This is a genomic window from Rhizobium lentis (assembly GCF_014200175.1).
Lineage (GTDB): Bacteria > Pseudomonadota > Alphaproteobacteria > Rhizobiales > Rhizobiaceae > Rhizobium > Rhizobium mulingense.
In genome coordinates this window covers 362,615-375,607 of the sequence record NZ_JACHBD010000003.1, presented here as the reverse complement: position 1 = coordinate 375,607, position 12,993 = coordinate 362,615, and the positions used below count along the sequence as shown (strand labels likewise).

The following is a 12,993-nucleotide window of genomic DNA, read 5'->3' as shown; positions in this document are numbered from 1 at the left end:
GACGCACTAAGGACACATTCATGACGATCTCCCGTCGCGGCTTTCTGATCGCTCTGCCGCTCTTTGTTGCCGGCTGCTCTTCGACCGGCCTCAACAGCCAGACGAACTACGCCGCTCTTCCGGATGAAAAATTTCCGCTGAAGCAGGTGCCGATCGACAAGATCAAGCCCGAGCTGCGCCGCCAGGAGGTGGCTTATGAAAGTTCTCACGCGCCGGGCACGATCGTCATCGACACACCCGCGCGTCGCGCCTACTACGTTCTCGGTGACAACAGGGCGATGCGCTATGGCGTCGGTGTCGGCCGCGAAGGGCTGGCATTTGCCGGCAATGCCTATATCGGCCGCAAGGCCGAATGGCCGAGCTGGACCCCCACGGAAAACATGCAGCGCCGCGAAGAGCGCTACCGCAGGCTTGCCGGCGGCATGCCGGGCGGCCCGAACAACCCGCTCGGCGCGCGGGCGATGTATCTCTATCGCGGCGGCAACGATACTCATTTCCGCATCCATGGCACCAACCAGCCGGAATCGATCGGCCTGGCCATGTCGAGCGGCTGTATCCGCATGATGAATCATGACGTGATCGACCTCTATAGCCGCGTCGAAGTCGGCGCCAGGGTTGTGGTCATCCAGGCTTGAGCGGCTAAAACGGACCCATCAAAAAAGCCGCCGCAGCCCGGCCTGCCGGCGGCTTTTGGCTTGGCGCCAAAGTTGGCGCGTCAGCGGCGGCGTGCGGCAATCCCCGTCGAGAGCGCCACGCCGATGCCGGTGATGACGGCGGCGCTGATTTCGGCTGTGCCGATCGTTTCGCCGAGCACGAAGCCGCCCCCGAGCGTCGCCAGAACAGGCGTCAGCGCCGTGAAGGCGGCGGCCTGCGTTCCGCCGAGGGTGCGGACGGCCGTGCCATAGGCGACCATGGCGACGAGACCGGAAAGAATGCCCTGGCTCAGCACCTGAAGACCAATTTCCGGAAGCGGCGCTTGCGGCAGCGAGATGCCGAAGACGAGGGCCAGCACAGCCATGATCAGGAAAGACCAGGCGGCAATCAACGCGCTGGCCTGAATGGCGGTCAGGCCCGAGCGGCGGAAGGCATGCGTGTAGCTTGCCCAGAGTACGGCGCCTGCCGGCAGCAGGACAAGGCTCGTCCAGGGCAGGGAGGCATCGCCAAGGCTGCGGGCGAGCAGAATGAGAACACCGCCGACGATTGCCAGCAGCCCGGCGATGCGCGTGACGTCGGGCCGCTCCCGAAACAGCAGAACGCCGATCAATGCCGTGGCAAGCGGCATCGAGCCGCCGAGCAGGATGCCCGAAGAGGCGGCCGGTGTGGAGTGAATGGCAAGCGTCGTCACCAGGAAGAAGACTGCGCCGCAGCCGGCGACCATGATTGCCAGCACATGCAGCGGCAGCCCCTTCGGCAGCAGGCCGATCCGAAGCCAGACGGGCGAAAGCACGAGGGCCGGAATGCCGAAGCGGATGAGGCCGATATCGATTGGGCCGAGCGAGTTTGCGGCGCTGTGGCGGGTCGCTAGAAACCAGGTCGCCCAGATCAGCACGGTAATCGCGCCGGCGGCATAACCGAGGGACTGTGAAGGCGATTTGTCGTTTGAAAATGCGATCGTACTCATCGTCCTAATCCTTTCCTCCGTCCGGATCCTGTCCGGTTGAAGTGAAGATTAGCGCCAGATGCCGGGGCATGTCCTTGCTATCTGTGGCAACAAAATCGTGCTAAACGCAATCTTCTGCCAAATCATGCCGACGGACATTACGAAAATGCCAAATCTCGATAAATTCGATCTCGCCATCCTGAAATGCCTGCAGGAAGATGCGCGCGCCACCAATGTCGAGATTGCCGAGAAGGTGAATCTCTCCCCGTCGCCCTGCCTGCGCCGCATCCGCAATCTCGAACGTTCCGGCATCATCCGCGGTTACACCGCCGATATCGACCGCAAGGAAGTCGGTCTCGGCCTGACGGTCTTCGTCGAATTCAAGGTCGTCCACCACAGCCGCGAGAATTCCGAGGCGCAGCAGAAGGCGCTGCTCGCCATCCCCGAGATCGTCTCCTGCTTCCTGATCTCGGGAACGGCCGATTTCCTCGCCGAAGTGGTGGTGGAGGATCTCGCCGCCTATGAGCGGCTCCTGACCGAGACGCTGCTGACCCTTCCCAATGTCAGCGATATCCGCTCGAACTTCGCCATCCGCAGTATCAAGACGCATGGGCCGTTGAAGCTGCCCGAGGGAAAGTAAGTTCCCCCGGCATGCTGCGACATGAATTAAAGCAGCGTCCCGCTGAGGATGAGCAGCGCCACCGAGAAGTAGATGACGAGCCCGGTGACGTCGACCAGTGTGGCGACGAAGGGTGCCGAGGCGCTGGCCGGATCGAGCCGAAGCTTCTGCAGCACGAAGGGCAGCATCGAACCGCAGATCGAGCCGAAGGTGACGATCCCGATCAGGGCGGCAAACACCGTGATGGCGACCATCTGCCAGTGGGGGCCGTAGTCGTAGAGCCCGGCGGTCTGCCAGAAGACGATGCGGATGAAGCCGACGAGACCGAGGATCGCACCGAGCACGATGCCGGTCGGGAGTTCGCGGACCAGCACCTTCCACCAGTCCGAAAGCTTCAGCTCGCCGAGCGCCAAGGCCCGGATGATCAGCGATGTTGCCTGTGACCCGGAATTGCCGCCCGAGCTCATGATCAGCGGGATGAACAGCGTCAGCACCACGGCCTTTTCCAGTTCGCCCTCGAAATGCTGCATGGCGCTTGCCGTCAGCATCTCGCCGAGGAAGAGCGCGGCGAGCCAACCGGCGCGCTTGCGGATCATGCCGGCAAAGCCGATCTTCATATAGGGCTGGCCGAGCGCCTCCATGCCGCCGAACTTCTGAGCTGCTTCCGTCGTATCGGCGATCATCGTATCGATCACGTCGTCGACGGTGACGATGCCGAGCATCCGTCCATGGTCGTCGGTCACAGGCAAAGCGAGCAGATCGTGCTTGCGGATCAGCCGGGCGACATCCTCCTGCTTCATCAACGGATCGGCCGCAACCGGAACGCCCTTCTGCGCCACCGTAAGAATGGAAGCATCCGGCTCGCCGGTGATCAGGCGGCGCAGCGTCACCACATGCATCAGCGCATGGCTTGCCTCGTCGAGCACATAAATGGCGTAGACGGTCTCGCGCGAACGTTCGACCTGGCGCACATGGTCGAGCGTCTGGCCAACGGTCCAGCTGTCAGGAACGCTGACGAACTCCGTCGTCATGATGCCGCCGGCGGTTCGCGGCGGATAGCCCATCAGGTGCTGGATGGCGATGCGCACCGGCTCGTCGAGGCTGGCAAACAGCCGGGCGCGGGTCTCTGCGTCAAGTTCGAGCAGCACGTCGGCGACGCGGTCGTTGGACATGCCGTGCAGCAGCCGTGCGGCATCCTCGGCGCTCAGCAGCGCCAGGATCTGTGCGGCGTTGCGAAGCTCCGGCCGGTCGAGGATGTTGACGGCATAGTCGAGCGGCATGCCGGTCAGAACGCGGCCGGCATCCTGGACGGTGAGTGCGTTCAACGCGTCGACGCGCTCGGCGATCGTTGCACCGCGGCTGTTGTTGATGAAGGCACGGGCGGCATGGCCTGCCCGAAGAGGGAAGCGATTGATATTCATTGAGGCTCGCCTTTCCATCGATCCGCCGTAGCGTCCCGACGGGCGAGCCGACAGGAGTCGGTCAGCGCACGAGGGCCGCGTACGGCAAAGGCAATCGACTGCTACTGTCGCTTGGCATCTGAGTGATGGCTCCGTTGAAATCCGTGGAAGACAGGTGTCATCCACGTGTCATGCTAGTGGTCCCGAACGCGGAATAAGTCAAGCGGGAGAAATGCTTAACGCCAGAATGTCGCACCCTGTGATGCGACACCCAATGTTCCTTGATGGCGTCTTGCAGCCCCGTACGAGACGTTAGGCGTCCGTCAAAATCCGGCAAGCACCGCCTTGCCCTTCATCCGGCCGCTTTCGACCATCATATGCGCCTTCTTCAGGTTCTCCGCGTTGATCGGACCGACGACCTCGGAAAGCGTCGTGCGGATTTTGCCGGCGTCGACGAGCTCGGAAACCTTGTTCAACAGCTTGTGCTGCTCGATCATGTCAGGCGTGGCGAAAAGCGGGCGGGTGAACATCAACTCCCAATGGATGGAAACAGCCTTGCGCTTGAAGGGCACGATATCGAGCGTCTTCGGATCATCGATCAGCGCAAAACGGCCCTGCGGTGCGATCGCTTCGATGATGTCGCCGATATGGCTGTCGGTATTGGTCGTCGAAAAGATGAAGCCTGGTGCGCCGAGGCCGAGCGCTGCCACCTGTGAGGCGATCGGCTTGGAGTGATCGACCACGTGATGCGCCCCGAGTTCCTTCACCCAGCCCTGTGTTTCCGGCCGTGACGCCGTGGCGATAACGGTCAGATCAGTGAGCGCGCGGGCGATCTGGATGGCGATCGAGCCGACGCCGCCGGCGCCGCCGATAATGAGAATCGTGCGCGGCGCGCCCGCCACCGGGTCCATTACTTTCAGCCGGTCGAAAAGCGCCTCATAAGCGGTAATCGAGGTCAGCGGCAGGGCGGCTGCCGCCGCGAAATCGAGGCTCGTGGGTTTCCTGCCGACGATGCGCTCGTCGACAAGATGGAATTCGGCATTGCTGCCCGGGCGGCTGATCACACCGGAATAAAAGACTTCGTCGCCCGGCCTGAACAAGGTGACATCGGCGCCGACGGCCCTGACTGTGCCGGCGGCATCCCACCCGAGCACTTTGAGCTGGCCGGCCGGCGGTGCGGAATGGGCGCGCACCTTTACATCGACCGGATTGACGGAGACCGCCCGGATTTCGACGAGCAGATCGTGGCCGCTGGCCTCGGGCATCGGCAGATCGACATCGATCAACGAGGTCTCCGAGGTTATCGGTTGGGGCGTCTTGTAAGCAACGGCGCGCATCGGAAGCTCCTGTGTTCATTGCACGGAAGCTAGATGCGCATTACGCTCAGGCAACGCAAGAATGCACAAATTCTGTACGTAGTACCAAAAAGGATACTGTCGATGTCGCTGCCCCGCGCCAAGCTTGTCAAGAATTTCCCGGGCTGTCCGGTTGAGGCAACGCTGAGTTTTCTGGACGGCAAATGGAAAGGCGTGATTCTGTTTCACCTGATGCAGGGCACGTTGCGGTTCAACGAATTGCGCCGAAAGCTGCCGGCCGTGACACAACGTATGCTGACCAAGCAGTTACGGGAACTGGAAGAGTCAGGCCTGGTGTCGCGCACCGTCTACCCGGTCGTGCCGCCACGCGTCGAATATAAGATGACGCCGCTTGGCACGACGCTGAAGCCTGTCATCCTTGCGCTGGCCGCATGGGGAGAGGAACACGTCTTCTGCAGCCCGGAGGCCGCGTCAGAGGGCTTCGAAGCTTGCGCTACGGCGCTCCAGTCGTAGCGAGGCTGCAAAGACGAAAAGACCGAGGAAGGACAGCGCCGCGCCGACATAACCGGTTGCCGCAAAACCGTAGCCCCAGGCGATGACGAGACCACCCAGCCAGGCGCCGAGCGCATTGGCGATGTTGAAAGCGGAATGATTGGAGGCGGCCGCAAGCGTCTGCGCATCGGCTGCGACATCCATCAGCCGCGTCTGCAGTGCCGGGCCGGCGGCGAAACCGCAGCCGACGAGGAAGACCGAGAGGCCGAGCATGTAGGGGTTGGCGGCGGTCAGCGAGAAGGTGGTCAGCACGACGATATTATAGACCAGCGATCCGCCGATCGAACCGAGCAGCGACTTGTCGGCGAGCCACGAGCCGATGAAATTGCCGGCGTTCATGCCGACGCCGAACAGCACCAGCATGATCGGAACCGCGGTTTCCGGCAGCATCGCCACCTCGGTCGTCGTCGAGGCGATATAGCTGAACATGGCGAACATCCCGCCATAGCCGACGGCGGCGATGCCGAGCGTCAGCCAGACTTGCGGCCGGCGGAAGGCGCCGAGTTCGCGCAGGAAGCTCGCTTCTTCTGAAACCCTGTCCTTCGGAACGTAGAACCAGATCAGTGCCACCGTCAGCAGGCCGACGACGCCGACCGTCAGAAATGCCACCTGCCAGTCGAGCGATTGGCCGAAGAGCGTTGTGGCCGGCGTGCCGAGAAGGGTGGCCACCGTCAATCCGAGCATGACGCGCCCGACCGCGCGTGCCCGCCGATGTACCGGCACCATCGAGGCGGCGACCAGGGCCGCAACGCCGAAATAGGCGCCATGCGGCAGGCCGCTGACGAAGCGCAGCAAAGTGAAGGTCTCGAAGGTCGGGGCGACGGCGCTGAGAATGTTGCCGGCGGCAAAGACCAGCATCAGCGTCAACAGCAGTGTGCGGCGCGCCATCTTGGCGGCGAGCACGGCGATGACCGGCGCGCCGATGACGACGCCGAGCGCATAGGCGCTGATAACATAGCCGGCCTGCGGCGTCGTCACCGAGAAGGTTTCGGCGACATTGGGCAGCAGTCCCATGATGGCGAATTCGCCGGTACCGATGCCAAAGCCGCCGCAGGCAAGCGCCAGTTGAACCAAGGCAACAGTGGTCGCCGACGGCAGCTCGGCATCCGGCTCGATTTCGACGGATTCATTGATCGCGATCTGGCTCACGAGAGCTCCTTGAGGCGGTTCTCTGCTTGGCAAAGGGCCTGGCACGGAGGCGGGCCGATCGTTTGATTGGCAGGACGTGGAGAGGTATTGGGAACCTCTATCTATCCGTGAGATCCCCGCCCGCGTCGAGTGCATTTTTTGCAGTGCAGCGTCCTGTTATGTGCATACGTCTATTGCAATTTTTGCACTTCCGGAGCTTGTGGGGAAAAGCGGCGGCGCTTGAAATCGCCGATACCGCAACCATCTGAGGAGCAAGGCAGGAGCAGTTCCGCGCCAGAGAAGGGAGGCCTCATGAAGCTTGTAGGCTTTTTCAATCGCGACGGCGGCACCTTCAGGACCACCGATATGCTGGCCTACGAGAAGAGGGCGGAGGCGGCCTTTCGGGATGCCGGGCACGACTTCGATGCCATCGTTTTCTCCGGCAATGAAATCATTCCCGCCATGGAAAGGGCGGCCAAGCGCGACGATATCGATGGTATCGTCGCCGGCGGTGGCGACGGGACGATTTCGGCGGCGGCGTCGATCGCCTGGAAAAACGGCATCGCGCTCGGCGTCGTACCGGCCGGTACGATGAACCTTTTTGCCCGCTCGCTACGCGTACCGCTCGATATCTGGCAGGCCCTCGATGTGCTTGCCTCCGGCGAGATCGACAATGTCGATATTGCCAGCGCCAACGGAAGGCCTTTCATCCACCAGTTTTCCGCCGGCCTGCATGCCCGGATGGTACGCTACCGCAATGCCTACAGCTATCGTTCGCGGCTCGGCAAAATACGGGCAAGCACCAAGGCAGCTCTCGGCGTGATCTTCAATCCACCTGAGTTTGAGGTCGAATTCGAAGCCGCCGGCATGCGAGAACGCCGCAGGGTCTCGGCAATCTCGGTTTCCAACAATCCTTTCGGCGAAAATGCGTTGCTCTATGCCGATAATCTCACAAGCGGCGAACTCGGCTTCTATACGGCAAACCCACTGAAGCCGCTCGGTGTCGCCCGCCTCGCCGTCGACATGCTGCGCGGCAAAGTCCGTGAGAATGCCGACGTCATGGTGATGCACCCGGCGGAGGTGCACCTGCATTTCCCGAAACTGCGCCGCAAGGCCAATTGCGTCATGGACGGCGAGTTGCTGCCGCTTGAGCGTGACGTCTCGATCAGGCTGCATCCCGGCGAGTTGAAGGTCCTGGTCAAGCAAGGCCTCGCAGCCCAGGTGGACGAGGACGAACGCCGCGAGCCCGCTGCGTAGTCGGCTGCGGCATAAGCTTCAGAGCCGGGCCAGATAAGTGCGGTAGTCGAAATCCGACACGGTGCTGAGATGCGCCAGCGCTTCCTTGCGCTTTGTGTCGCCGTAGAGTGCCTGGTAGCGTGCGCCGAAGATGTCGGCGATGAAGGGCGAGGTGCGGAACGTCTCCACCGCGCTGAGGAAATCATGGGTCAGCCGGGTCGTGTTCGCGGGCGCGTATGAAGGCATTGTCTCCTCGCCGGGGTCGAGTTCTCGGTCGAGCCCATTCAGCATGCCGCCGAGGATCGCCGCGAGCAGCAGATAGGGATTGGCATCGGCACCGGCGACGCGGTGCTCGATACGCGCGGCCGGCCCGTCCTTGTCAGGGATGCGGACCGCCGTGCCGCGGTGACCGCTGCCCCAGGTCAGATCGACCGGCGCGAAGGAGCCCGGCTGGAAGCGGCGGTAGGAATTGGCGAAGGGCGCGAAGATCAACTGCGCAGCGCGCATGCTGTCGAGCAGGCCGGCCGTCACCGATTTCAACAGCTTCGGCTCGCCGCCCTTGGCATCGAGGATGTTGCGGCCCTGGCTGTCGATGACGCTGGCATGCACATGCAGACCGGAACCGGCATGCTCGGAATAGGGCTTGGCCATGCAGGTTGATTTCAGCCCATGGCGGCGCGCCGCCTGTTCGGCGATACGCTTGAGATAGAGGCAATCGTCGGCGGCGGCCAGCGCATCGGCGCGATGCATGAGATTGATCTCGAACTGGCCCGGGCCGAATTCCGCCGTCGTTGCATCCGCCGGTAGTGCCTGCGCCTTGGCGTAGGCCTTGAGCGTCTGCAGATAGTCCTCGAGTGCATCGACGGCGCTCATGTCGTAGAGCTGAAAGCCGTTCGGTTCGCCGCGATAGGTAAGGCTTTCAGGCGGCGAGGGTCGCCCGGTATCGCGCCAGTCCGCTGACATCACGTAGAATTCCAGCTCGGTGGCGACGACAGGCGTCAGCCCGCGGTTGCGATAGCGCTCGACCACCGAAGCGAGGATGGCGCGCGGATCCATGAAGCTCGGGCTGCCGTCGAATTCACACATGGTGGCGAGCACCTGCATCGAGCCCTCGGGCGCCCAGGGCATCGGCGCAAGGCTGCGCCGGTCGGCGACGACCATGCCGTCGGGATCGCCGATCGTCAGCGACAGGCCGGTAATGTCGTCATTGTCGTCGCCCCAGATATCGAGCGACTGCGTTGACGTCGGCAGGCGGATCTCACCGGCCCAGACCTTGCCTTCGGCGCCTGATGGAAGCTGCTTGCCGCGCAGCTCACCGTTCATGCCGACGATCAGGATCTCGAAACGCGGGTCGCCACCGGCCTTGCCGTCCATCCTGTCGCTCGCCATGACCTTGAAAATCCTCCGGGACAAGGCCAAGCTCCTATCCCATCGATAGCAGCCTTTCAATCCGCGAGGGTCTTTCACTAGAGCCTTTCCTGGTTAGATTGAAGCATTCTGCCGGAGCAGGTTTCCGTCAGGGCAGAGGCGATTGGCGACGGGCATACCTCAAGGTACGTCCGAGCCGATCGCCTCTGATGCTGGCGGAAAGATGCCCGGCCCACCGGCCGCACCGCTTCGCTATGGCGAAGCGATAAGTGCGTCCGGCGCTTCCCAAGTCTTGCAGATTTGCCAGGCAAATCTGCGGGAGGGTTGGCTGAAACGGGCCGTCTGATCGACCGGCCGGCTTGGCGGTAGAGCCGGGCTACGACGCGCGCCGGCCGGTCGACCATCCGACTCCGTTTGAGCCAACAGAATGCTTCAATCTAACCAGGAAAGGCTCTAGCCATGCCCGATACTTACCCTCCCTCGAACCTTGCCGCGATCGACGCAGCCCATCATCTGCACCCCTTCACCGACATGAAGAAGCTGAACGCCGATGGCGCCCGCGTCATCCAGCGCGGTGAGGGCGTTTACATCTTCGATGATCGCGGCCGGAAATATCTCGATGGCTTCGCCGGCCTCTGGTGCGTCAATATAGGCTATGGCCGCGGCGAGATCGCTGAGGCCGTCGCAAGGCAGATGAACGAGCTGCCTTATTACAACACCTTTTTCGGCACGACCTCGACGCCGACGGCGCTGCTGGCGCAGAAGGTGACGTCGCACGCCGGCGCGCGTTTCAACCATATCTTTTTCACCGGTTCCGGTTCGGAGGCGAACGACACCTGGTTCCGCATGGCTCGCGTCTATTGGAGCGCCGTCGGCAAGCCGTCGAAGAAGATCGTCATCGCGAGAAAGAACGGTTATCACGGTTCGACCGTCGCCGGCGCCAGTCTCGGCGGCATGAAATACATGCACGAGCAGGGCGACCTGCCGATCCCTGGAATCGTTCATATCGGCCAGCCCTATTGGTACGGCGAGGGCGGCGATCTCTCGCCTGATGAATTCGGGCTGAAGGTCGCCCGCGAACTCGAAGCGAAGATCGATGAACTGGGCGAGGAGAACGTCGCCGCCTTCGTCGCCGAGCCGGTGCAGGGAGCTGCCGGCGTCATCATCCCGCCGGAAACCTATTGGCCGGAGATCGACCGCATCTGCAAGGCGCGCAATATCCTGCTGGTGACCGACGAGGTGATCTGCGGTTTCGGCCGGTTGGGCGCCTGGTTCGGCCACCAGCATTTCGGCGTCGAGCCGGATCTCGCGCCGATAGCCAAAGGGCTTTCCTCCGGTTACCTGCCGATCGGCGGCGTACTCGTCAGTGATAGGATTGCCGACGCGCTGATCAACGAGGTCGGCGAGTTCAATCACGGCTTCACCTATTCCGGCCACCCGGTCTGTGCTGCCGCCGCACTCGAAAATCTGCGCATCATCGAGGCGGAAGGGCTGGTCGAACGCGTGCGTGACGATATCGGCCCCTATTTCGGCAGGGACTGGGAAGCGCTCGTGGACCATGATCTGGTCGGCGAGGCCGTCAGCATCGGCCTGATGGGCGGCCTGCAGCTTGCCGCCGATAAGAGCACGCGCAGCCGTTATGAGCGGCCCGATCCGGTCGGCGCGCTGGTGCGCAATCACGCGCTGGCGAACGGCCTCGTGCTGCGCGCCACCGGCGACCGCATGCTGGCTTCGCCGCCACTCGTCATCAGCCACGCGGAAGTGGACGAGATGGCCAGGATTACCAAGCTGGCGCTGGATGCGACCTGGAAGGAACTGAGATCCTGATGTCGCCCAGCCGGCTGGGTCCATTGCGAATGCGGCGATAAGCAGGCGCTCGCAATGCCCGCACTTCCGGCCGTATGCACCATTGACGCCGCCGCCTGAAACACAGGTGAGGCGGACGTGGTAAGGCTGGCCTACTGAAGCACCGGTTGTAGTGTGTCTCTGTACGCCGCGGCGAGTTTGGCGAGAACGCCAACCCCACTCTCCGTCGTCCCAGACCCTTGAGCCTGCGATCCATGCCGCTGCTGCTGATGCATGATGAGGTAGGCACGGCAAAGCATTCACAGCGCAGACGCCCGTGTCAGCACCCGCCAGGGAAACCAGACAATGTCCAGTCACGGCCTAAACCGGTGACGAGGCGGATGATAGCCCATGTGCAGATCAACGAGGTCGGCCACTTTAATCAAGGCTACACTTATTCCGGCCATTCGGTTGATGCGACCGCCGTATTTCTGATTTCACTCAGCCGACCGGTGGAGCCAAGCATACCCGAATCGGTAGTGGTCGTCGCCGCGCTGATAAAAATAGGGCACGTCGATCACTGATGTCTCAGGCGCGGACACGCCGAGATTTGCCTGGAGCCAGTCAGCCATGGTCCGCGGAAGCCCCTCGCTTGCTCCCTTCGGCGGGATCAGCCACACGAGAAGCAACGGTTGCCGGCCGCTAAGATCCGGACGGAAACCGGGATAATCCACGGAGAGGACCGGCACACCGGGAATATCCTGCCTGAGATTGCCGGCGAGCAGGCTGTCGCCGGCAAGGATCGCCGCTGGTTCGGCCTGTTTGCGCAAGCTTTCCAGCATCGTGGCATAGGGCCTGCTCAGCCGTTCGTAATGGCCGGTGAAGCGTGCGGCGGCGACGCTGCCGTAAAGGGCGGCCGGAACGGCGATCATGATGACGGCGACGACGGCCATGAAACGCCGGAACGCCTTGTCGGTCACGACGCCGCCTGCGTCGATCTTCAGGCAGAAATAGAGCGGCAGGATGAAGAGCATCGGCACCAGCCAGCGATCCTTGATGCCGGCAGCACCGCCGAAGACGATCAACAGCAGGATGCCGATGAGGAAGACGAGCAGCATCCGCTCGATGAGCCGCGTCCATTCCGAGCCGGCGGTGAGCGCCGGACGAAGGCTCTTGCCGAAGACGATGGCGAAGACCGCCACCGTCAATCCGGCGAAGCTTAAGGTGGCGAGAACAAGCGAACTGACACCCATGGTGACCTGCATGAGATAGCTCGCATCGCCGCTCGCGGTCATTTTCTCCAGCGTGCGGGCGGTGGCGAAATCGAGATTGTCCTTCAGCCAGAAGAGATGGGGCAGGACGATGATAAGCGCCACGACAGCGGTCAGCACCAGCCGCCGGTCGAAGATCCGCGGCCGCAGGCGCGCATCCGCCAGCGCGGCAATCAGCCCTGCCGCCGGCAAGATCGCGAAATTATATTTGGCCAGCAGGCCGAAGCCGATGCCGATGCCTGTTATCAGATAGGAGCCAAGGCTCGGCTGCTTCAGGCTGCGGATGAAGCCGTAGAAGAAGATGCTGGCCGAGAAGAACACCGCGACCGTGTGCGTCAGGTCTCGCTGCATCTCGAAAGCCATTTGCGGGATGGTCAGCAATCCGAGCGTCGCGATCGCCACCAGCGCCTTGTCGCGCAAAATGAGATGTGCGGTCAGGCCGTACAGCAGGTAGGCGCTGAACAGCAGGAGATTCTTCACGACCGAAAGCGCGACAAGCGAAACACCGGCAAACCGGAAGACGGCATATTGCAGCCAGTTGTAGAACGGCGGCTGCGGTCCGTAACCGGCGGCGAGCCATTGCGAGCGGAAAACCTGTTCGGCCTCGTCGAGATCGAGTGAATGCGAGGTTGCGAGCCGCACACCGACCTGAAGCGTGAAATAGACGGCCAGCAGCACGAAAATCCAGCGCACGTCGCGAAGACCGGTCTTGATCATT

11 protein-coding genes are annotated in these 12,993 nt (G+C 62.6%); 5 read left to right on the top strand and 6 right to left on the bottom strand.

What is annotated here, in order from left to right:
* Positions 1-20: 20 nt before the first annotated feature.
* Positions 21-635, top strand: a complete 615-nt coding sequence (locus GGI60_RS09975) for a L,D-transpeptidase (protein WP_064682023.1) — start codon at positions 21-23, stop codon at positions 633-635.
* A gap of 80 nt (positions 636-715) precedes the next feature.
* Here GGI60_RS09975 and GGI60_RS09970 read toward each other — a convergent pair whose 3' ends face one another.
* On the bottom strand, positions 716-1,621 hold the full coding sequence (locus GGI60_RS09970) for a DMT family transporter (RefSeq protein ID WP_183915244.1): 906 nt from the start codon (positions 1,619-1,621) through the stop codon (positions 716-718).
* A 145-nt stretch (positions 1,622-1,766) separates the two neighbouring features.
* Between GGI60_RS09970 and GGI60_RS09965 the strand changes: the two genes are divergently transcribed.
* Positions 1,767-2,240 (top strand): Lrp/AsnC family transcriptional regulator, encoded by a 474-nt coding sequence (locus GGI60_RS09965; protein ID WP_183915242.1) that lies wholly within the window; start codon positions 1,767-1,769, stop codon positions 2,238-2,240.
* A 26-nt stretch (positions 2,241-2,266) separates the two neighbouring features.
* On the opposite strand, the gene mgtE is transcribed toward GGI60_RS09965, so the two are convergent.
* Both mgtE and GGI60_RS09955 read right to left on the bottom strand, forming a co-directional pair.
* Positions 2,267-3,640: a magnesium transporter gene (gene mgtE, locus GGI60_RS09960; RefSeq protein ID WP_183915240.1), complete on the bottom strand. Its 1,374-nt coding sequence runs from the start codon at positions 3,638-3,640 to the stop codon at positions 2,267-2,269.
* Positions 3,641-3,942: 302 nt separating this feature from the next.
* On the bottom strand, positions 3,943-4,956 hold the full coding sequence (locus tag GGI60_RS09955; RefSeq protein WP_183915238.1) for a zinc-binding alcohol dehydrogenase family protein: 1,014 nt from the start codon (positions 4,954-4,956) through the stop codon (positions 3,943-3,945).
* Between the two features lie 102 nt (positions 4,957-5,058).
* Between GGI60_RS09955 and GGI60_RS09950 the strand changes: the two genes are divergently transcribed.
* Positions 5,059-5,448, top strand: a complete 390-nt coding sequence (locus GGI60_RS09950; RefSeq protein ID WP_183915482.1) for a helix-turn-helix domain-containing protein — start codon at positions 5,059-5,061, stop codon at positions 5,446-5,448.
* Here the strand turns inward: GGI60_RS09950 and GGI60_RS09945 are convergent.
* Positions 5,407-6,636, bottom strand: coding sequence for an MFS transporter (locus GGI60_RS09945; RefSeq protein WP_183915236.1), 1,230 nt, complete (start codon positions 6,634-6,636; stop codon positions 5,407-5,409). The genes GGI60_RS09950 and GGI60_RS09945 overlap by 42 nt on opposite strands.
* Positions 6,637-6,927: 291 nt before the next feature.
* Between GGI60_RS09945 and GGI60_RS09940 the strand changes: the two genes are divergently transcribed.
* A complete protein-coding gene (locus GGI60_RS09940; RefSeq protein WP_183915233.1) occupies positions 6,928-7,872 on the top strand; it encodes a diacylglycerol kinase family protein in 945 nt (314 codons plus the stop codon).
* A gap of 18 nt (positions 7,873-7,890) precedes the next feature.
* On the opposite strand, the gene GGI60_RS09935 is transcribed toward GGI60_RS09940, so the two are convergent.
* Positions 7,891-9,240: a glutamine synthetase family protein gene (locus tag GGI60_RS09935; RefSeq protein ID WP_183915480.1), complete on the bottom strand. Its 1,350-nt coding sequence runs from the start codon at positions 9,238-9,240 to the stop codon at positions 7,891-7,893.
* A 438-nt stretch (positions 9,241-9,678) separates the two neighbouring features.
* Here GGI60_RS09935 and GGI60_RS09930 point away from each other — a divergent pair, with 438 nt between their 5' ends.
* Entirely contained in the window at positions 9,679-11,046 is a 1,368-nt protein-coding gene (locus tag GGI60_RS09930) for an aspartate aminotransferase family protein (RefSeq protein ID WP_183915231.1), read from the top strand.
* A 455-nt stretch (positions 11,047-11,501) separates the two neighbouring features.
* Here GGI60_RS09930 and GGI60_RS09925 read toward each other — a convergent pair whose 3' ends face one another.
* Positions 11,502-12,992: a glycosyltransferase family 39 protein gene (locus tag GGI60_RS09925; RefSeq protein WP_183915229.1), complete on the bottom strand. Its 1,491-nt coding sequence runs from the start codon at positions 12,990-12,992 to the stop codon at positions 11,502-11,504.
* Position 12,993 lies beyond the last annotated feature (1 nt).